General features: G+C 52.4%; 22 protein-coding genes. 16 read left to right on the top strand and 6 right to left on the bottom strand.

The window, feature by feature from the left end; all coding sequences use genetic code 11:
- Positions 1-4: 4 nt before the first annotated feature.
- The gene (gene kbl, locus CWM66_RS13745) at positions 5-1,201 is read right to left on the bottom strand and encodes a glycine C-acetyltransferase (protein WP_035886783.1); all 1,197 of its coding nucleotides are present in this window, start codon (positions 1,199-1,201) and stop codon (positions 5-7) included.
- Positions 1,202-1,417: 216 nt separating this feature from the next.
- On the opposite strand from kbl, the gene rfaD reads away from it, so the two are divergent.
- From rfaD to CWM66_RS13715, 6 genes are read left to right on the top strand one after another with little or no spacing between them, the layout of a single operon-like run.
- Positions 1,418-2,350 (top strand): ADP-glyceromanno-heptose 6-epimerase, encoded by a 933-nt coding sequence (rfaD, locus tag CWM66_RS13740; RefSeq protein WP_007369507.1) that lies wholly within the window; start codon positions 1,418-1,420, stop codon positions 2,348-2,350.
- A 2-nt stretch (positions 2,351-2,352) separates the two neighbouring features.
- Positions 2,353-3,399 carry an ADP-heptose--LPS heptosyltransferase RfaF gene (rfaF, locus tag CWM66_RS13735; protein ID WP_035886784.1) on the top strand — a complete coding sequence of 349 codons (1,047 nt, stop codon included), beginning with the start codon at positions 2,353-2,355 and terminating at the stop codon, positions 3,397-3,399.
- Positions 3,400-3,402: 3 nt separating this feature from the next.
- Positions 3,403-4,383, top strand: coding sequence for a lipopolysaccharide heptosyltransferase RfaC (gene rfaC, locus CWM66_RS13730; RefSeq protein ID WP_107146790.1), 981 nt, complete (start codon positions 3,403-3,405; stop codon positions 4,381-4,383).
- 3 nt (positions 4,384-4,386) lie between these two features.
- Positions 4,387-5,496, top strand: coding sequence for a glycosyltransferase family 9 protein (locus tag CWM66_RS13725; RefSeq protein WP_007369504.1), 1,110 nt, complete (start codon positions 4,387-4,389; stop codon positions 5,494-5,496).
- 4 nt (positions 5,497-5,500) lie between these two features.
- A complete protein-coding gene (locus tag CWM66_RS13720) occupies positions 5,501-6,409 on the top strand; it encodes a glycosyltransferase family 2 protein (RefSeq protein WP_107146789.1) in 909 nt (302 codons plus the stop codon).
- Complete coding sequence (locus CWM66_RS13715; protein WP_035886787.1) at positions 6,397-7,605, top strand: O-antigen ligase; 1,209 nt, start codon at positions 6,397-6,399, stop codon at positions 7,603-7,605. Before CWM66_RS13720 ends, CWM66_RS13715 begins: the two co-directional genes overlap by 13 nt.
- 33 nt (positions 7,606-7,638) lie before the next feature.
- On the opposite strand, the gene CWM66_RS13710 is transcribed toward CWM66_RS13715, so the two are convergent.
- Positions 7,639-8,592, bottom strand: a complete 954-nt coding sequence (locus CWM66_RS13710; protein ID WP_035886859.1) for a polysaccharide deacetylase family protein — start codon at positions 8,590-8,592, stop codon at positions 7,639-7,641.
- Positions 8,593-8,745: 153 nt separating this feature from the next.
- Between CWM66_RS13710 and rfaQ the strand changes: the two genes are divergently transcribed.
- The 7 genes from rfaQ to coaD all read left to right on the top strand — a co-directional run bounded on the left by rfaQ (position 8,746) and on the right by coaD (position 15,641).
- The gene (rfaQ, locus tag CWM66_RS13705) at positions 8,746-9,813 is read left to right on the top strand and encodes a putative lipopolysaccharide heptosyltransferase III (protein WP_035886789.1); all 1,068 of its coding nucleotides are present in this window, start codon (positions 8,746-8,748) and stop codon (positions 9,811-9,813) included.
- Positions 9,810-10,937, top strand: a complete 1,128-nt coding sequence (locus CWM66_RS13700; RefSeq protein WP_072440419.1) for a glycosyltransferase family 4 protein — start codon at positions 9,810-9,812, stop codon at positions 10,935-10,937. The genes rfaQ and CWM66_RS13700 overlap by 4 nt, the downstream gene beginning before the upstream one ends.
- A 1-nt stretch (position 10,938) precedes the next feature.
- On the top strand, positions 10,939-12,042 hold the full coding sequence (locus CWM66_RS13695; protein ID WP_035886790.1) for a glycosyltransferase: 1,104 nt from the start codon (positions 10,939-10,941) through the stop codon (positions 12,040-12,042).
- Positions 12,043-12,053: 11 nt separating this feature from the next.
- Entirely contained in the window at positions 12,054-13,043 is a 990-nt protein-coding gene (locus CWM66_RS13690) for a glycosyltransferase (RefSeq protein ID WP_007369497.1), read from the top strand.
- A gap of 67 nt (positions 13,044-13,110) precedes the next feature.
- Positions 13,111-14,385, top strand: a complete 1,275-nt coding sequence (gene waaA, locus CWM66_RS13685) for a lipid IV(A) 3-deoxy-D-manno-octulosonic acid transferase (RefSeq protein WP_007369496.1) — start codon at positions 13,111-13,113, stop codon at positions 14,383-14,385.
- Entirely contained in the window at positions 14,385-15,155 is a 771-nt protein-coding gene (locus tag CWM66_RS13680; RefSeq protein WP_007369495.1) for a glycosyltransferase family 2 protein, read from the top strand. The genes waaA and CWM66_RS13680 overlap by 1 nt, the downstream gene beginning before the upstream one ends.
- Before the next feature lie 3 nt (positions 15,156-15,158).
- Entirely contained in the window at positions 15,159-15,641 is a 483-nt protein-coding gene (gene coaD / locus CWM66_RS13675) for a pantetheine-phosphate adenylyltransferase (RefSeq protein ID WP_007369494.1), read from the top strand.
- Between the two features lie 97 nt (positions 15,642-15,738).
- On the opposite strand, the gene mutM is transcribed toward coaD, so the two are convergent.
- The 4 genes from mutM to radC form a co-directional block, all read right to left on the bottom strand.
- Positions 15,739-16,548, bottom strand: coding sequence for a bifunctional DNA-formamidopyrimidine glycosylase/DNA-(apurinic or apyrimidinic site) lyase (mutM, locus tag CWM66_RS13670; RefSeq protein ID WP_007369493.1), 810 nt, complete (start codon positions 16,546-16,548; stop codon positions 15,739-15,741).
- A 75-nt stretch (positions 16,549-16,623) separates the two neighbouring features.
- Positions 16,624-16,791, bottom strand: a complete 168-nt coding sequence (gene rpmG, locus CWM66_RS13665; RefSeq protein ID WP_003024094.1) for a 50S ribosomal protein L33 — start codon at positions 16,789-16,791, stop codon at positions 16,624-16,626.
- 20 nt (positions 16,792-16,811) lie between these two features.
- Entirely contained in the window at positions 16,812-17,048 is a 237-nt protein-coding gene (gene rpmB / locus CWM66_RS13660; protein ID WP_002436699.1) for a 50S ribosomal protein L28, read from the bottom strand.
- A 337-nt stretch (positions 17,049-17,385) separates the two neighbouring features.
- Complete coding sequence (gene radC / locus CWM66_RS13655) at positions 17,386-18,054, bottom strand: DNA repair protein RadC (RefSeq protein ID WP_007369492.1); 669 nt, start codon at positions 18,052-18,054, stop codon at positions 17,386-17,388.
- A gap of 171 nt (positions 18,055-18,225) precedes the next feature.
- Here radC and coaBC point away from each other — a divergent pair, with 171 nt between their 5' ends.
- The 3 genes from coaBC to slmA all read left to right on the top strand — a co-directional run bounded on the left by coaBC (position 18,226) and on the right by slmA (position 20,597).
- Positions 18,226-19,440 (top strand): bifunctional phosphopantothenoylcysteine decarboxylase/phosphopantothenate--cysteine ligase CoaBC, encoded by a 1,215-nt coding sequence (gene coaBC / locus CWM66_RS13650; RefSeq protein WP_007369491.1) that lies wholly within the window; start codon positions 18,226-18,228, stop codon positions 19,438-19,440.
- A complete protein-coding gene (gene dut, locus CWM66_RS13645; protein WP_035886792.1) occupies positions 19,418-19,876 on the top strand; it encodes a dUTP diphosphatase in 459 nt (152 codons plus the stop codon). The genes coaBC and dut overlap by 23 nt, the downstream gene beginning before the upstream one ends.
- Before the next feature lie 124 nt (positions 19,877-20,000).
- Complete coding sequence (slmA, locus tag CWM66_RS13640; RefSeq protein WP_007369489.1) at positions 20,001-20,597, top strand: nucleoid occlusion factor SlmA; 597 nt, start codon at positions 20,001-20,003, stop codon at positions 20,595-20,597.
- The last annotated feature ends 98 nt before the right edge of the window (positions 20,598-20,695 follow it).

Below are 20,695 nucleotides of genomic sequence, written 5' to 3'. Positions count from 1 at the left end.
GCCCTCAGGCAATCACACCCAGTTGTTTACCAATGCGGATAAACGCCGCCACCGCACGTTCAATTTGCTCAGTGCTGTGCGCCGCAGACATCTGCGTGCGGATACGCGCCTGGCCTTTTGGCACCACCGGGTAGAAGAAACCGGTGACGTAAATGCCCTCTTTTTGCAGCTCGCGGGCAAAGTTTTGCGCCACGACGGCATCGCCCAACATCACCGGGATAATGGCGTGATCGGCGCCCGCCAGCGTAAAGCCTGCAGCGGTCATTTTTTCGCGGAACAGGCGAGCGTTGGCCCACAAACGGTCACGCAACTCCGCGCCGGATGCCAGCATCTCCAGCACTTTAATGGAGGCAGCAACAATCGCCGGCGCCAGCGAGTTGGAGAACAGATAAGGGCGGGAACGCTGACGCAGCCACTCCACCACCTCTTTGCGCGCGGCAGTGTAACCGCCGGATGCGCCGCCCAGCGCTTTGCCGAGCGTACCGGTGATGATGTCCACGCGCCCCATGACATCACAGTACTCGTGCGTACCGCGACCGTTCGCGCCAACAAAACCAACTGCGTGAGAGTCATCCACCATCACCAGCGCGTCATATTTATCTGCCAGATCGCAAACGCCTTTCAGATTCGCGATCACGCCGTCCATTGAGAACACGCCATCGGTGGCAATCAGCACGTGGCGAGCGCCCGCTTCACGCGCCTCTTTCAGACGAGCTTCCAGCTCCTGCATATCGTTATTGGCATAGCGATAGCGCTTCGCTTTACACAAACGCACACCGTCGATGATCGATGCGTGGTTCAGCGCATCGGAAATAATGGCATCTTCCGCGCCGAGCAGCGTTTCAAACAGCCCGCCGTTGGCGTCGAAGCAGGAAGAGTAGAGAATGGAATCTTCCATGCCGAGAAACTCGGCCAGCTTCTGCTCCAGCACTTTGTGGCTGTCCTGAGTACCGCAAATAAAGCGTACCGACGCCATGCCGAAACCATGGCTGTCCATTCCCGCTTTCGCGGCGGCAATCAGTTCGGGATGGTTGGCCAGACCGAGGTAGTTATTGGCGCAGAAGTTAATGACGTGGCTACCATTCGCCACGGTGATATCAGCCTGTTGAGCCGACGTGATAATGCGTTCTTCTTTAAACAACCCTTCCGCCCGGGCGGTTTCCAGGTCATTCGTTAACTGTTGATAAAAATCCCCACGCATCGCAATTCTCCAGACTGGGCAAATTTCGGCACATCTTACCGAAAGCTATGCAGTGATACGAGATGACGCATCACCCATTATGTAATTTGTAGCATAAATCACGCATCGCTAAGCCCTTCTCTGGGGGAATGGCTGAAGGGGCGACAATGTGATGGTATGATAAGAATTATTAGTGTCTGAGATTGTCTCAACGCTCCACTTTTCAAAGGTACAGTTATGATCATCGTTACCGGCGGCGCGGGTTTTATCGGCAGTAACATTGTTAAGGCCCTGAATGATAAAGGCATCACTGATATTCTGGTGGTGGACAACCTGAAAGACGGCACCAAGTTTGTCAATCTGGTTGACCTGCACATCGCCGACTACATGGATAAAGAAGATTTCCTGATCCAGATTATGGCCGGGGAAGAGTTCGGCGACATTGACGCGGTATTCCACGAAGGTGCGTGCTCCTCCACGACAGAGTGGGACGGCAAGTACATGATGGATAACAACTATCAGTACTCTAAAGAGCTGCTGCATTACTGCCTGGAACGTGAAATTCCCTTCCTGTATGCCTCTTCCGCAGCCACGTACGGCGGTCGTACCTCCGACTTCATTGAATCCCGCGAGTATGAAAAACCGCTGAACGTTTACGGCTACTCAAAAATGCTGTTTGACGAATATGTGCGCAGCATTCTGCCGGAAGCGAATTCACCGGTTGTCGGTTTCCGCTATTTCAACGTTTATGGTCCGCGTGAAGGCCACAAAGGCAGCATGGCAAGCGTGGCTTTCCATCTCAATACCCAACTGAACAACGGTGAAAGCCCGAAACTGTTCGAAGGTAGCGATAACTTTAAGCGCGACTTCGTCTACGTTGGCGATGTGGCCGCCGTGAATCTGTGGTTCTGGGAAAACGGCGTTTCCGGTATTTATAACCTCGGCACTGGCCGCGCAGAATCTTTCCAGGCGGTTGCGGATGCGACGCTGGCTTACCATAAGAAAGGTTCTATTGAGTACATTCCGTTCCCCGAGAAACTGAAAGGTCGCTACCAGGCGTTTACCCAGGCGGATCTTACTAACCTGCGCAAAGCGGGCTATGACAAGCCATTTAAAACCGTTGCCGAAGGCGTCACCGAGTATATGGCCTGGCTGAACCGCGACGCGTAAGTATGAAAATTTTGGTCATTGGCCCGTCATGGGTGGGCGACATGATGATGTCGCAAAGTCTCTATCGCACGCTCAAAGCGCGCTTTCCCCAAGCGATAATCGATGTGATGGCACCCGCGTGGTGCCGTCCTCTTTTATCACGCATGCCGGAAGTCAACGAAGCGATCCCGATGCCATTGGGCCACGGCGCGCTGGAAATTGGCGAGCGCCGCAAGCTGGGCCATAGCCTGCGGGAAAAACGCTATGACCGGGCATACGTCCTGCCAAACTCCTTTAAATCGGCGCTGGTCCCCTTCTTTGCCAGAATCCCTCATCGTACCGGCTGGCGCGGCGAGATGCGTTATGGGCTGCTGAACGATGCGCGGGTACTGGATAAGCAAGCCTGGCCGCTGATGGTCGAACGCTACGTAGCGCTGGCCTATGACAAAGGCGTCATGGCCTCGGCGAAAGATCTGCCGCAGCCGCTACTGTGGCCACAGTTGCAGGTCAATGACGGGGAAAAAACACAAGCCTGCGCCGCATTTGCCATCTCAGCAGAACGCCCGATGATTGGCTTCTGCCCCGGCGCGGAGTTCGGCCCGGCCAAGCGCTGGCCGCACTATCACTATGCGGAACTGGCAAAGCAGTTGATTGACGAAGGTTATCAGGTGGTGCTGTTCGGTTCCGCGAAAGACCATGAAGCGGGCAACGAGATCCTCGCCGCGCTGAATGTCGAGCAACAAGCCTGGTGCCGCAATCTGGCCGGGGAAACCCAGCTGGAACAAGCCGTGGTGTTGATCGCCGCCTGCAAAGCGGTCGTCTCCAACGACTCCGGTTTGATGCACGTCGCCGCCGCGCTCAACCGTCCGCTGGTGGCGCTGTACGGCCCAAGCAGCCCGGATTTTACCCCGCCGCTGTCGCATAAAGCGCGCGTCATCCGTTTGATTTCCGGCTATCACAAAGTGCGTAAAGGCGATGCTGCCGAAGGCTATCATCAGAGCCTGATCGATATTACGCCGCAACGCGTACTGGAAGAGTTAAATGCACTGCTGCTGGATGCGGAAGGATAACCGATGCGGGTATTGATCGTGAAAACCTCCTCAATGGGCGATGTGCTGCATACCTTGCCCGCGCTGACAGATGCCATGCAGGCGATTCCTGGGGTCCGCTTTGACTGGGTGGTCGAAGAGGGATTTGCCCAGATCCCCTCCTGGCATGCCGCCGTTGATCGCGTCATTCCGGTGGCAATCCGCCGCTGGCGTAAAGCCTGGTTTTCCGCGCCCATTGTGGCAGAGCGCAAAGCCTTCCGCGAAGCCGTGCAGGCCGAACGGTACGATGCCATTATTGATGCGCAGGGATTGGTGAAAAGCGCCGCGCTGGTTACCCGGCTGGCGCGCGGAGTAAAACACGGGCTGGACTGGAGCAGCGCCCGCGAGCCGCTGGCAAGCCTGTTTTACAATCGTCGCCACCACATCGCAAAACAGCAACATGCGGTGGAACGTATCCGCGAGCTGTTTGCAAAAAGCCTCGGTTACGCGAAACCGCAAACCCAGGGCGATTATGCGATTGCGCGCCATTTTGCCGTTGCCGATACGGCGCATCCGCCGTACGCCATCTTTTTGCACGCCACCACCCGCGATGATAAACACTGGCCGGAAAGCCGCTGGCGTGAACTGCTCGAATTAATGCAACCAACCGGCATCCATATTAAACTCCCATGGGGTGCGGAACATGAACGCCAACGAGCGGAACGCATGGCTGCGGGCTTTGATCATGTTGAAGTTTTGCCTAAACTTTCGCTGGCGCAGGTTGCGGCGCAACTTGCCGGCGCGCAGACTGTCGTTTCCGTCGATACGGGGCTGAGCCATTTAACGGCTGCGCTCGATCGCCCCAATATCACGCTGTTTGGCCCAACCGATCCGGGGCTAATTGGCGGATACGGCAAAAATCAGCATCAGGTGGTAAGCCCAACCGGGCGGATGGGAGATATAACAGCGGATGAGATTTTCACGTTTCTTCAGAACCACCAGCCACTGCGCGACAGAGATGCCTAATCAATGAGTTATATTTTTCTGCTGATTTTATTACTGCCGGTGAAAATCATCCGCAAGTTATTCCGTAAGAAAACCGGGCGCAATCTGGTCATTCAAACGGCTAAAATCGGCGATTTTATTAATGTGACACCTTTACTGGCGTACCTGCAGAAAAGTGACGTACTGATGAGCCGAAGCGTCAGCATGCTGGCACAGCATGATGAGACCATTGAAACGGCTTTTTTTATTGAGCAGCGCAAACGCAATCTGTGGCAAAAACTCAGTTTCGCCTGTCATATCATGAACCGCTACGACAATGTTTATCTGCTGCAACCGAATAGCGCAAACCTGTTCTTTGCCGCTGTTTGTAATGCCAGTAATAAGCAGTTTCTCAGTACTTACGCGCGCAAGTGGTATCACGGGGTCTTCTATGCAACGGCAGATGGTATCGTCGATCATGGAAAAAAGACGTTGTCCGTAACCAATTATCTGCAGTTGGCTGACCGTTCACTGTCCTGGGAGATGTCTCCCAAGCATGCGACAAAACCGCTCTTCAGGCCTGCCGTCTATCCGGAGATCCTCGATAAACCCGGCGTCATTCGTATCGGTATCAGTATTTCCGCAGGTAACAAAGCCAAAACGGTTCCGCCGGTTATCTGGAAACGGATTGTTGATTGCCTGGCAACGCTACCCTGCGTGTTTTACGTGTTTGGAACGCCGAATGAGCAGTCGTGGATGGATGACATTACCGCAGCCTACGGCAACTTCCCCAATTTCGTTAATATGATAGGTAAAGTCTCACTTGAAGAATTGCCCTGGGCTATATCCAAAATGGACTGCTATATCGCTTCGGATTCGGGGAATATTTATATCGCCGATGCGGTTAATGTTCCGGTCGTTATGCTGTTCGGGCCGTGTTGCCATTACGAACAACGCCCCTTAGGCAAGACACTTTTGATTGGTGATGACAAGAATATTTGCTCTTATGTTTTTGAAACACAATATTATTTTTCGCAAGATCGTGAGGAATTATTTGCCGTTACCGATACCTCGCTTGATCAGATTGAACAATTCATTCGTGAATTACCCAAAGCCAGCGCATTACTAAATGTTAGCGACGCACAAGGTAACTGATTCTATGGCTTTTCTTAGCGTCATCATCGCAGCACATAACGCTGAAAAAACACTTACCGCGACCCTTGAAAGCCTGCTGGCAGCAATCGATACCTGCGCTCAAGAGCTCGAAATTATTATTTTTAACGACAGCTCAGAAGATGCAACGCAAACCATTATTGATACGTGGAAGGATAAATTACCGCACGTTATTAGCCGTCAGGTAAACTACCGCAATGTCGGCCAGGTTCGTAATAGTGCCGTTTCTCTGGCCTCGGGTGAATACATCACAATGCTCGATAGTGATGACCAGCTAAAACCCAATAGTCTGCGTGATGCAGTAAATTTCCTCAAAGCACAGCAGCCAGATATGCTGTTGACACGTTTGCTTGAGATCCGCGATACCAGCAAAATTTCCACCTCGTGGCAGGGTTTTAATCCGATACCGTTATCAACACATGATGCTGTGCGACGTTTTCTGCTCCATAAGGATTTTCAGGCGCATCTTATTGGGCAGTTTATCCGTCGGGAGCTCTATAACAGCAATCCCATTCCTTCAATGATTTGTTACGAAGATTTTGCTGTATTTCCCGGGATGTTGATGCAGGCTAAAAAAATATTTTATCAGCGCCAGGGATATTATTATTACATTAAACGTAACGACAGCCTCTCCAGTACCCTGAGCGCCAGCAAAATTGCGCCGCTTATTGAGTGTACGTTACAGATGGAAAAAACCTTTCCACGGAAATTCCGGCACCTGGTTAATTGCCACTGGTTTGATATTTACAGCAATCATAAGAAATATCTTACTGATAAACAGTTGCTCATAGTCAGGCAGCGCGTCAGTGAGCTTTATTCGCTTTCATTTTATCTGTCCAGCGATGTTCGTTTCAGCTATAAAAAAAGGGTCATTGAGGCACTATGGAAAAAGTAAGATTACGGCTTTATCTGTTAACACTTGTTTTAGCATTTGCCTCGGTGGCACTTGCCCTTGTCAATTCAGGCATGCAGAGACAATGCTTTTATATTGCCGTATACGCCAGTATTATTGGCTTACTTTTTGAGTACAAACGAATTTCCCTTCGTCCTTTTAGTATCGCACTGCCAATTTTACTTATCGGCGTGTTAAATCTGGCGTGGTACTTCATTTATGAATACCAGACGGAAGGCATTAACAGATATAGCGACTACCTTGGCGCCAGCAAGAAGCTGATGCTGGCAAGCTTGTTAGTTTTCTATATTGATCGATTTAAGTACTACGTAACCAAAGAGAACTTCCAGAAATATTTCCTGATCGCCACAGCTACGGGTTATACGCTGGCAACGGCTTACGGCCTGTGGCAAGCCTCACAGGGCGTGGATCGCGTTATGATGGCAATTAATCGCGCGACCGTGTCCGCCTATGTGTATTCCGTTCTTTCGTTGGCCTTCGTTTATAGCCTCTATTTGCAGCAAAGTGTAAAACTCTACGTGCTGGCTGGCGTCACTATTTTGCTTTCCTGGTTCATTATTCTACTGACCGGTACGCGAGCGGCTATGGGACTGTATTTAATTCTGGCCATTGTGCTGACACTTTACCATTTCCGTAAATTCCATCTTAAATCCATGGTGATTTTTTGCTGCATCGTGGCAGGTATTTTTCTCGTAAGCTATAAGCCGCTGATTGAGCCTAAGATTGCACAAACGCAATCGGAGATTGAGGATTATCAGAAAGGTCAGGATAGTACTTCACTCGGCGCTCGCTTCTCCATGTGGATTATTGGCGTACAAAACGGCCTTGCACACCCATTAGGGCAGTCCATCGAGAGCCGTGAAATCTGGTCGCAAAATTATGTCAACGATGGGCATCCGCATCTTGCGGCCTCACTTGAATACATCAGGATTCATTTGCACAATGAATTTATCGAGAAGTATTCGCTTCAGGGTATCCCGGGGCTGCTGCTGCTCTTATTCTTCTTTATTTCGGTGATTTCTTACGCCATCCGCAATAATAACGGACTGCTGCTGGTGACAGTGCTGCTTTTACTACTGTACGGAATGACTGACGTCATACTTCTGAGTTCGGAGGCAGTGCTATTCTTTATGGCCATCTTTGCGCTGGCCACATCCTTTTCGCGAAGGGAAGCGTGACGATAAAAAAATGCCCGATAAATCGGGCATTTTTTATTTCTGCTGCTGATAAAACCCGGCCAGCGTCATACCCTGTGTTCTGGTAGCCAGCCACTCAAACAGCTCTTCAAGATCCCGGTACAGCCCCTCAATCGCGGCCTCATCCTTAAAGGTTGGGCTGCCGCCCGGCATAAATTCCGATGAATGCAGCATAAACTCGACGTATCCATTCCCTTGCGCCAGACATTTTTGCGCAACATCAATCATCTGTGCTGTATTTCCGCCGGAAGGGCGTAACCAGTTCACCGAAGGCGAACGGTATTTACCGCGCAACCGATCGTAGCTCTGCTTAATCACGTTGAGCCACGCGGGATGCTTATATTGAATGCTCATCGGAACCTCAAGCAGTGAACTGGTTCCGGGCTTAGAAATATCATCAACATCAATGAAATAGGCATGCTGCGGGAAATGCTGGTAATCCGTACCGCCAGAACCCTGCGGCGCGCCTTTCGCATTACGCCAGTTAACACGAGGTGTGACCGAACAGTCTACCTGGTAGCCCAGTTCGATAAGCAATTTCGCGTAGCGGCTGTCGAACGCCCAGCGTCCGGCGCGATGGCTCAACATTTTGGTGCTGAATGTATCCTCAAGTAACTGCGTCATAAAACAGACTTTTTCACGCAATACTGCCGAGGGATACTCAATCAGATAGGGCTGCCAGCGCCAGTCATCGCCCGTTAAATCATGATCCGGGGGGCTATTCCATGCATGCAGGTGCATCCCAACCTCCCCTTCCCCCCGGGCGATGACGTCTTTCGCGAACTCAACAAACGCTGGATCGGTTGCCATTTCATAATTGGTTAGCCAGACAGGTTTAAACCCGAAACGCTCACACAATGATTGAAAACGTGCCAGATACCGCGCGTTCTCCGTTTTGATCTCGCGGCGATTTTGCCAGAGGTTATCACCCTCTGTATCAATCGTGATGATAAACGCCGGTTTATCCATATTTAGCCCAGGTAAAATAAAGGTCAGCGCTATGTTACGCACTCTCATCACAATGAGTAAACCCTTAGAGATAAAATCCTGACGGCATGGAGAAAGAGTGCAAGACAACAGCAGGTCTATTAGAATTGCAGGCAGGTTGTTGCCGATAAGACGATGATGAATAACATACTGAATACGCCTGATTTACGCATTTTATTGATTAAACTTCGTCATCATGGCGACATGTTGCTGACCACTCCGGTGATAAACTCGCTTCGCCGGGGCTTGCCGGATGCACAGATTGATGTCCTGCTGTACGAAGAAACACGCGATATGCTGGCAGCGCACCCGGCGATTAATACGATTTACGGTATCGATCGCAAATGGAAGCAACTTGGTACGCTCAAACATTTGCAAAAAGAGTGGCAGTTACTGTGCGCACTCAGGGCCCGCCAATATCATCTGGTGATAAACCTTGCCGATCAATGGCGCAGCGCTATCGTTACTCGCTTTACCGGCGCACCGGTTCGTCTCGGCTTCGGCTTCAATAAACGTAAAAACGCCTTTTGGCGCTTTTGTCATACCGAACTGGTTTCCGTTGCAAACCACAATGCGCTGCACACCGTTGAGCAGAATTTATCTATTCTTTCTCCTTTATCGGTTCCTCCCGTCTCAACGGTGACGATGAGTTACAGCGCGGATGACTGGAATTTCGCCCGGCAACAGCTGACAGCACAAGGCGTCAGCGATCGCTATATCGTTATTCAGCCAACATCACGCTGGTTCTTCAAGTGCTGGGATGAAAACAAAATGGCGCAAACTATCACGGCGCTGCGACAGGAAGGCCATACCATTGTGTTGACGGCCGGGCCAGATAAAAAAGAGCTGTCGATGGTCGACAGGATCCTCAGCGCATCGCCGCAGGACGGCGTTATCTCGCTGGCAGGCCAGCTCTCGCTGCGCCAGCTTGCGTCGCTTATCGACCATGCCGATCTGTTTATTGGTGTTGATTCTGTACCCATGCACATGGCCGCAGCGTTGCAAACACCCTGCGTTGCGCTTTTCGGCCCGTCAAAACTCACTTTCTGGTCGCCCTGGCAAGTTAATGGCGAAGTTATCTGGGCGGGTAATTTTGGGCCACTCCCCGACCCTGACGCCGTTGATACTAAAACCAGTGAACGTTATCTCGATGCTATCCCCGTTGATGCGGTTGTCGATGCAGCGAAGAGGTATCTGGCATGAAACGTCATCGGCTGGCTATTGTTCGTCAAAAATATCGTCCTGATGGCGGTGCGGAGCGCTTTGTTTCCCGTGCGCTCATGGCGCTTGGTAATCAGGATCTGGAATTAAACGTCATCACCCGCGAATGGCAAGGGGAGCGCCAGGACGACTGGCACATTCATATTTGCAATCCCGCCAAATGGGGACGTATTAGCCGGGAACGGGGCTTTGCTAACGCTGCGCGCGCGCTATGGCAGGAGCAGCAATTTGATATCGTTCAGAGTCACGAGCGTATTGCGGGTTGCGATATCTATCGCGCCGGCGACGGCGTGCATCAACGTTGGCTCCGGCAGCGTTCGCGTATTCTTCCCGGTTGGCGTGCAAAAATGCTGATGCATGACCGCTATCACCGCTATGTTATGCGCGCCGAACGCGAAATGTATCAGTCGCCAGAGCTGAAAGCAGTCATCTGCAATGCGGAGATGATTAAGCGAGAAATCATCGAAGACTTTTCCGTTGACGCAAAAAAGATTCACGTCATTTATAATTCAATAGATTCCAGCCGTTTCATTCCGGCGGAGAGCGCGCAGCGTGCAGCGTTGCGCCAGCAGTATGGGCTTCCTGCTGCTGCAACTGTTTTTTGCTTTGTTGGCTCGGGTTTTGAACGAAAAGGCCTCGCTGCGGCGATTGAGGCGATAGCAGGAACTACGGCTTATCTGGTTGTCATAGGCCAGGATAAAGCAGAAAAGCGTTATCAGGCGCTTACCCAGTCACTGGGCTGTAAAGAACAGATCCGGTTTATGGGTATGCAAAAAGAGACGCTGCCTTTTTATCAACTTTCCGATGGCCTGTTGCTACCAACGTTGTATGATCCTTTCCCAAACGTCATTCTGGAAGCGATGGCATGCGGTTTACCCGTCATCACTTCGGATAGCTGCGGTGGAGCGGAATTTATAGAGCAAGGAAGTAATGGTTTCTTCTGTGATGCCCTTGATATCGGCAAGTTAAGAGAGGCTGTGATGGCCATTCCATCACTGGAAAAGAGTAATGACATGGGCAGGAAAGCCCGCGATAAGGTTAAGGACTCAACCCCAGGAAAGCTGTCAAGCCAGCTAATTTCGCTTTATCAAAATATTCTGGATTAATATGCGCATCCTGATGATTATTGATGGCTTACCCGGTGGAGGCGCAGAAAAAACCGTCCTCACGCTCTCCAGCGGCTTAGTGGAAATGGGACACCAGGTCTCGCTTTTCTCACTGCGTAAAGTGTGCGATTACCCCATTCCCGAAGGTGTGGATTTCCAGGTAATTCAGGATAAATGCAAAAAACCCTGGCGCAAGCTGACAGAGATCCCGCGTCGGGCAAAGCTGTTAGATGAAGCGATTACTACCGCAGAACGTAGCGGAAAGTTTGATATTGTTTTTTCCCATCTGCATAAAACCGACCGTATTGTTGCCCACAGCCGCGCGCTTGATCGCGACAAAGTCTGGTTTTGTATTCACGGCATGTTCTCATTTTCTTATCTTTGCCACCGCCGTGGATTTTCCCGCTGGTTTAAGCATCTGAAGATTCGGCACACCTACGAAAACCGCAATGTGGTGGCCGTCTCGTCAGCCGTGCTGCACGATCTTTCCGACACGCTGGCAATCCCTCTGCGTCGCAGCGCAGTTATCCATAACCCCTTCGATATTGAAGCTATCCAGCAACTGGCCGAACAGCCGTTTGAAATGCAGGGGCAGGACTACCTGATTCACGTTGGGCGTTTCCACGAACACAAAAGGCACGACCGCTTGCTGCGCGCTTATGCGCTTAGCAAAATCGAGGCGCCTTTAGTGATGATGGGTAACGGCTCAGATGCAAAAATCGCCCAGTTAAAGGCGCTTGCAGGCAGTCTTGGAATCGCTGACAGGGTTGTGTTTCGTTCATTTGTACCTAACCCCTATCCCTGGATCAAGGGTGCTCGCCTCTTAGTGTTAAGCTCGGACTGCGAAGGATTTGGTAATGTTCTGGTCGAGGCGATTATCTGCCAGACGCCACCGGTGAGCACTAACTGCCCGGGTGGGCCGGCGGAGATTTTGACAGGGCCACTTGCTCGCGGCCTTAGCGGCCTGAGCGACGAGTCGCTGGCAAAAACGTTATCCGATATGTATGCCAATAATTCCCAGGGAATAGATGGCGAGAAAATTTCATCTTACGGTATCAACGCGATTTGCCAGCAGTATCTTGCTCTGGCGGAAAATAATAAGTAATCAGGTTTCTTATGCAAATTTCAGCGCCTATGTTAAGCGTGGTGGTTGCCGTCTATAACGGCGAAGCGTTCCTCGACCAGTTTTTCACTTGCCTCGTCGCACAAAAAATCGACAGCATGGAAGTGATCATTGTCAATGATGGTTCTACGGATGGATCGATGCAGATCGTGGAACAATGGCGCGATCGACTACCGCAGTTACAGGTTATTGAGCAAGAAAACCAGGGTGTATCGGTTGCCCGCAATTCCGGGCTTGCCTGCGCAAAGGGAAAATACCTCTCTTTTCCGGACATTGATGACGTTTTCAAACCCGGTATGTATCAGCGCCTGCTTGACATGGCCAACACGGGGAATCTGGATGTTGCGACCTGTAACGGTAACTATGTCTGGGAAAACGACAAAAAACCCACCCGTCCGATTTTTCCGCCTGAAAAGTTACAGTCAACGGGCGTCATGACTGGCCCGGCATGGCTTAAACAGGCCCTGGATTCGCGTAAATTCCTGCATGTCACCTGGCTGAATATCTATCGCCACGATTTCATTCTTCAGAATAACTTTCATTTCGAACCGGGTCTTCGCCACCAGGATATCCCCTGGACAACGGAAGTTCTGCTCGCTGCCGAGCGCGTGCAATATACCAGCGAGCAATTTTACGATTACTACATCCACTCAGCATCTGTTTCGCACATGCCGGACACTGACGACACGCTGATTCGCTCGGCGCGCCACTACATGAAAATCCTGCAAATGCTGGACGCAATTAACCAGCGCTATGCGGATAAAGTGAAAAATATACCGGCATGTTACTGGCAGATAGCCAAAGAAGGGCTCGGCATCATCCATACCTTTGATAACATGAAGGATGAAAGCAAGAAGGCGATGATCATTCGCGAGTTTTTCGAAAAAGGCATCTGGAAGCTCATCTGGAAAAGTGCAAAAAGTCCACGTTTGCGCTGGCGCCTTGGCCGCCGCTACTTCCGTCTCAAAAGGTATCTGGCATAAGGTATAGCTTTAGCTGCCCTAAATGCTTAGAATTTGCCCGCCGAATCTTAAAAAAACGGATAGTCGCTTGGAATTGTTGTATACCACCCTGCTTTACTTAATACAGCCTCTGGTGTGGTTGCGATTATTACTTCGCAGCCGCAAAGCCCCTGCTTACCGTAAGCGCTGGGCTGAACGCTATGGATTTTGTCGTAACAAAGTGAAGCCGGACGGTATTTTGCTGCATTCCGTCTCCGTAGGCGAAACCCTGGCGGCGATCCCGCTGGTACGTGCGCTGCGCCATCGCTACCCTGCATTACCGATCACCGTCACCACCATGACACCAACCGGCTCGGAACGCGTGATGTCCGCGTTTGGTAAAGACGTTCATCACGTTTATTTGCCCTACGATCTGCCGTGCGCCATGAACCGTTTCCTGAATACCGTGCGCCCGAAGCTGGTGATCGTAATGGAGACCGAGCTATGGCCGAATATGATTTCCGCCCTTCGTGCCCGGAAAATTCCGCTGGTAATTGCTAACGCGCGCCTTTCCGAGCGCTCGGCGAAAGGCTATTCCCGGTTGGGTAAAGCGATGCGTCGTTTGCTCAGCAAAATCACCTTAATTGCCGCGCAAAACCAGGAAGATGGCGACCGTTTCCTGCAACTGGGCCTGAAACGTAATCAGCTTACCGTCACCGGTAGCCTGAAGTTCGATATTTCTGTGACGCCGGAACTTGCCGCGCGCGCCGTGACGCTGCGCCGCCAGTGGGCGCCGCGCCGTAAAGTATGGATTGCCACCAGTACGCATGAAGGTGAAGAAACCATCATTTTACAGGCGCACCGCAAGCTGCTGGAAACCTTCCCCGATTTGCTGCTGATCCTGGTTCCTCGCCATCCTGAGCGTTTTCCGGATGCGCGCAACATGACGCAAAAAGCCGGGTTCAGCTACATCCTGCGCAGCTCGGGCGAGATCCCGTCCGGCAGCACCCAGGTGGTCATTGGCGATACCATGGGCGAACTGATGCTGCTGTACGGCATTGCCGACCTTGCTTTCGTCGGCGGCAGCCTGGTTGAGCGCGGCGGTCATAATCCTCTGGAACCCGCTGCCCATGCCATTCCTGTGCTGATGGGGCCGTATACCTTTAACTTCAAAGACATTTGCGCACGTTTGCAGGAAGCGGAAGGGCTGATCACTGTGACCGATGCCGATTCGCTGGTGAAAGAAGTTTCCACACTGCTGACGGATGAAGACTACCGTTTATGGTACGGTCGCCATGCCGTTGAGGTTCTGCACCAGAACCAGGGCGCGCTGGCGCGTCTGCTGCAACTCCTGCAACCGTATTTGCCTCAGCGGAGCCATTAATGTCCAGACGTTTGTCGGTGGTGATGATCGCCAAAGATGCGGCGGATCTGCTGCCCGATTGCCTTGCGTCCATAGCCTGGGCGGATGAAATCGTGCTGCTGGATTCCGGCAGCAGCGATGATACCCCCGGCATTGCCAGCCGCGCCGGTGCTAAAGTCTTCAGCCATACCGACTGGCAGGGTTATGGTATTCAGCGTCAAATTGCCCAGCGTTATGCCAGCGGCGACTATATTCTGATGATTGATACCGACGAGCGCGTAACCCCTGAGCTGGCAGAACAACTGCGTCAGGCGCTGGCTGCGCCGCAGCCCGGCGCGGTTTATAGCATTGCTCGTCGCAATTACTTTCTCGGGCGTTTTATGCGCCACAGCGGCTGGTATCCGGATCGCGTCACGCGCCTGTACGAACGCGAACGTTATCAGTACAACGATAACCGCGTTCATGAGTCACTCGATGCGCCACAGGCGCAGACTATCGCCCTGAGCGGTGATTTACTGCATCTGACCTGCCGTGATTTCGCCAGTTTCCAGCGCAAGCAGCTCAATTACGCCACGGCGTGGGCGCAGGAACGTCATCAGCATGGGAAAAAAACCTCGCTGCCGGGGATTTTCGCTCATACTTTGGGCGCATTCGCAAAAACGTTGCTGCTGCGCGGCGGCGTGCTCGATGGCAAACAGGGCTGGCTACTGGCGGTGGTTAACGCGCAGTATACGTTTAATAAATACACCGAGCTGTGGGCGCTGAACCACGGTTATTCAGAGAAAGAATAAGCGATGAGTACAAAAGCGATTTATCCCGGTACTTTCGATCCGATCACCAATGGCCACATCGATATCGTGACCCGCGCTGCGACCATGTTTACTGAGGTTGTACTGGCCATTGCCGCCAGCCCAAGTAAGAAGCCGATGTTCAACCTTGAAGAACGCGTAGCGCTGGCGCAATCGGCAACAGCACATTTATCAAATGTGACAGTGGTGGGATTCAGTGATTTGATGGCGAACTTTGCCCGCGCGCAGCAGGCAAATATTCTCATCCGCGGTCTGCGTGCCGTCGCAGATTTCGAGTACGAAATGCAACTGGCGCATATGAACCGCCATCTGATGCCGGAACTGGAAAGCGTGTTTCTGATGCCGTCGAAAGAGTGGTCGTTTATCTCTTCATCGCTGGTGAAAGAAGTGGCGCGCCATCAGGGCGATGTCGCTCACTTCCTGCCGCCGAACGTGCATCAAGCGTTGCTGGAGAAGCTTAGTGCCTGATGGCGCTTCGCTTATCAGACCTGCAACACCGGTGTGCCTGACCGCTATTTAGCAAAGCACAACAGCATCCCGCAGCCGCCATCCAGCAAAAACGCGCTTATTTCTGGCAGCGGCGACAGTAAAACGTTGAGCGCTGTGCGTGCTTCGCGGCCATAATCGGCGTACCGCAGACGCGACAAGGTTCCCCCTCCCGCCCGTACACCTGTAACTCCTGCGCAAAATAGCCGGGTTTCCCGTCGCTTTGCAGGAAATCTTTCAGCGTGGTTCCGCCCTGTTCAATGGATCGCAACAGCACGGCTTTGATCACCCTCACCAGAATTTCACACTCCTGTCGCGACAGCGAAGAGGCCAGGCGATCGGGATGGATCCCGGCGGCGAACAGCGATTCGCTGGCGTAGATGTTTCCTACGCCGACCACCAGCTTGTTATCCATCAGCCAGGGTTTGATGGCCGTCTTTTTCTTCGCGCACTTCTGCTGCAAATAATCGGTATTAAAGGCTTCGCTTAACGGTTCAGGGCCAAGGTGTGCCAGCACATTGTGGCCTTCCAGCTCTTTGGTCCACAGCCATGCGCCAAAGCGGCGAGGATCGGTGTAGCGCAGCACTTTGCCGTTGCTCATCACCAGATCAACATGGTCATGCTTTTCAGCCGGAAGCTCATGGGGAAGGATGCGTAAGCTGCCGGACATACCCAGATGGATGATGATCCAGCCATCCGGCAGCTCCAGCAGCAGATATTTCGCGCGGCGCTGAACACTCAGCACCGGTTTATCGCTCAGGGCGTGGATCTCATCGGAAACCGGCCAGCGTAATCGCCCGTTGCGTACCACCGCATGAAGAATGGTTTCGCCAACCAGGTGCGGTTCGATACCCCGGCGGCTGGTTTCTACTTCGGGTAATTCAGGCATCTCATCTCCGGCTTGCGGGTTATCAGAAATGCAAAAACCCCGACAGTGCGGGGTTTTTGTGCAAGAAAACTAAAATTATTTGATTTTAGCTTCTTTGTACAGCACGTGCTGACGGACAACTGGATCGAATTTTTTCAGTTCCAGTTTTTCCGGCTTAGTACGTTTGTTCTTCGTGGTGGTGTAGAAGTGACCAGTACCAGCGGAAGAAACCAGCTTGATTTTCTCACGAATACCTTTAGCCATGATTTATATCCTCTAAGTACTTAGTACTTTTCGCCACGGGCACGCAGTTCAGACAGAACTGTATCGATGCCTTTCTTATCAATTACACGCATACCTTTAGCAGATACACGCAGGGTGACAAAACGCTTCTCGCTCTCAACCCAGAAACGGTGAGAGTGCAGGTTCGGCAGGAAACGGCGTTTAGTCGCGTTCAGTGCGTGGGAACGGTTGTTACCGGTCACCGGACGCTTGCCAGTAACTTGGCAGACTCGGGACATGTCTATTCTCCAAAAATCAAATTAGCTCGAGCTTCGTATGGGGTATCGGCGCCTCGTCAGGCTTTACAGCCCGGTCATCGCAGTTCTACACGTCATCTTTCCGGCTGCCTCTGTGTTGGCTGCGCTCGCTTATCCAGGTCACGTACTTATACGCTCACGGGGATTCACTCTCTTGCCGCCCTGATGCAACTTGAATGATTTAGTGTCTAAGTGAACTCTCGATTGCCAGGCCCAAATGCCAAACCCGAGATTCTCAAAGGTGGCGTAGTATACGCTGAGTCGGCGGTGTGCTCAAGTCCCGAACAGACAAAGATCCCGATGGATCGCCTAAAATGGCTTAAATCCAGCCGCGTTCTGCAAACGAAACGCACTCTCCGCGACCAACAACCAGGTGATCAAGCACACGGATGCCCATGAACTGGCAGCATTTTATCACTCGCTCAGTGATTTGCTTATCCGCCTTGCTTGGCTCAGCGTTACCTGAAGGGTGATTATGCGCGAGGATCACAGCGGCTGCATTCACTTTTAACGCTTCACGCAGAATTTCCCGCGGATGCACTTCGACATGGTTAATGGTGCCGCTAAACAACCGGCAGTGCTTCAGTATCCGGTTCTGGTTATCCATCAGGATCACCATAAAGATCTCGCGCTCTTCTCCTGCTAACTGACTCTGCAGGAATTCACGCGTCATATCAGGACTTAGCAGCGAGCTCTCTTCCAGCAGGCGCGCATTATAGTAACGACGCGCCAGCTCGCCGATGCCTCTTAACTGCGCATATTTCGCCACACCGATTCCGTGTACATCCTGAAAATCTTCCAGCTCAGAAGAGAGCAATGTATAAAGCGAACCAAATTGCTTCAGCAGTTCGCGGGCAACGGTTAATACACACTTTCCTCGCGTTCCGGTGCGCAGAAAAAGCGCTAATAATTCCACATCCGATAGTGCCTCAATGCCGTACTGCAGCATCTTTTCGCGCGGCTTCTGGGGTGTCAAAACAATGTCCATATTCCCTCCTCCCGATCCCACATTTATGTTGCCATTTCACGCCCCCCTCTTTCGACAACCAATTTCAAAGCCTGCGTAGCGCCTCGCAAAGTGCTCTGCGGGCAAAAGCACGACAACATCAGGATTGTGATAAAATGCCCAGCTTCTGGTGAAATCCAACAGGAAAGAATCATGATCAGTCTGGCGGGTAAAAAAATTGTCCTCGGCGTAAGCGGCGGTATTGCGGCTTACAAAACGCCTGAGCTGGTGCGCCGTCTGCGCGATCGCGGCGCGGAAGTTCGCGTGGTAATGACCGAAGGCGCCAAAGCCTTCATCACCCCGCTGAGCCTGCAAGCCGTTTCCGGGAATCCGGTTTCCGACAGCCTGCTCGATCCCGCTGCCGAAGCGGCAATGGGCCATATCGAGCTGGGTAAATGGGCCGACCTGGTGATTCTGGCGCCCGCCACCGCCGATTTGATTGCCCGCGTCGCCGCCGGAATGGCCAACGACCTGGTTTCCACGATTTGCCTCGCCACCCCTTCGCCTGTCGCGGTAGTACCAGCGATGAACCAGCAAATGTATCGTGCCGCAGCAACCCAGCATAATTTGCAGGTGCTGGCCTCACGCGGTCTGCTGCTGTGGGGGCCGGACAGCGGTAGTCAGGCCTGTGGCGATGTCGGCCCTGGCCGCATGCTGGATCCGCTGACGATCGTCGATATGGCAGCCGCGTATTTTTCGCCTGTCAAAGATCTGCAACATCTGAACATCATGATTACCGCCGGCCCGACCCGTGAGCCGTTAGATCCTGTGCGTTACATTACTAATCTCAGTTCCGGTAAGATGGGCTTCGCCATTGCCGCCGCCGCCGCCAGCCGCGGAGCGAACGTCACGCTGGTTGCAGGCCCGGTCACGCTACCGACACCTGCGCTGGTGCAACGCATAGATGTCACCACCGCGCTGGAGATGGAAGCAGCCGTGCAGCGTAGTGCGCAGCAGCAGCACATTTTTATCGGCTGTGCCGCCGTCGCGGATTACCGCGCGGCCAGTGTGGCGGAAGAGAAAATTAAAAAACAAGGCGATGAAATCACGATAAAAATGGTAAAAAACCCGGATATCGTCGCTGGCGTAGCCGCACTTTCTGCCCATCGCCCCTTTGTCGTGGGGTTTGCCGCCGAAACAAATAATGTGGAAGAATATGCCCGGCAGAAACGCGCCCGCAAAAACCTTGACCTGATTTGCGCTAACGATGTTTCACAATCAGATCAAGGCTTTAATAGCGACAACAACGCACTACATCTTTTCTGGCAGGAGGGCGACAAACGTCTGCCGCTGGAACGCAAAGAACTTCTGGGACACCAATTACTGGACGAGATAGTTACCCGTTATGATGAAAAAAATCGACGTTAAGATTCTGGACCCGCGTGTCGGCAAGCAATTTCCGCTACCGACTTATGCCACCTCCGGTTCCGCCGGACTTGACCTGCGCGCCTGTCTCGACGACGCCGTAGAGCTGGCGCCAGGCGCAACAACGTTGCTGCCAACCGGTCTGGCAATCCATATTGCCGATCCGTCGCTCGCTGCGGTTATTCTGCCGCGTTCAGGGCTGGGCCATAAGCATGGCGTGGTGCTGGGTAATCTGGTTGGTCTGATTGACTCGGATTATCAGGGGCAACTGATGGTTTCCGTCTGGAACCGCGGGCAGGACAGCTTCACTATCGTTCCGGGCGAACGCATCGCGCAAATGGTGTTTGTACCAGTTGTGCAGGCAGAATTTAATCTGGTGGAAGAGTTCGACGCGACTGAACGCGGCGAAGGCGGCTTTGGCCATTCCGGGCGTCAGTAAACCGCTCTATTTAACGCATCACACGGCGAAATAACGCGATAACATCACCGCAAACGCACATTGTTTGCGGTCGCCGTGTGGTCGCTCGCCTGACAAGTGTTTATTTTCAGGGGTATTTTAGAACATGGCAGAAAAACAAACTGCGAAAAGGAATCGCCGCGAGGAAATACTTCAGTCTCTGGCGCTGATGCTGGAATCCAGCGATGGAAGCCAGCGTATTACTACCGCGAAACTGGCCGCTTCCGTTGGCGTATCCGAAGCCGCTCTGTACCGTCATTTCCCCAGTAAAACGCGCATGTTCGATAGCCTGATTGAGTTTATCGAGGATAGCCTGATCACCCGCATCAACCTGATTTTAAAGGATGAGAAAGACACGACCACGCGACTGCGCCTGATTATGCAGCTAATCCTCGGCTTCGGTGAACGTAACCCTGGCTTAACGCGCATCATGACTGGCCACGCGCTGATGTTTGAGCAGGATCGCTTGCAAGGGCGCATTAACCAGCTTTTCGAACGCATTGAGGCGCAGCTGCGCCAGGTCCTGCGCGAGCGCAAAATGCGTGAAGGCGAGGCCTATGCCACTGACGAAACGCTGCTGGCAAGCCAGTTGCTGGCGTTTTGTGAAGGGATGCTGTCGCGCTATGTGCGCAGTGAATTTAAATACAGCCCAACCGACGACTTTGACGCCCGCTGGCCGTTGCTCGCCGCGCAACTGCGATAATCTCTCTTTATGCAGCCTTTGTGGCTGCATTCTCACTTTCCGGCAATCTGTGAAAAAGCCCAACGCAATTCGTTAACTGTTGATAGCCTCAAGCACCT

The sequence above is a fragment of the Kosakonia sp. H7A genome (assembly GCF_003028445.1).
GTDB classification, from domain to species: Bacteria; Pseudomonadota; Gammaproteobacteria; order Enterobacterales; family Enterobacteriaceae; genus Kosakonia; species Kosakonia radicincitans.
Note: the sequence above shows the minus strand (reverse complement) of the source record. Positions and strands in the feature narration are given on the sequence as shown.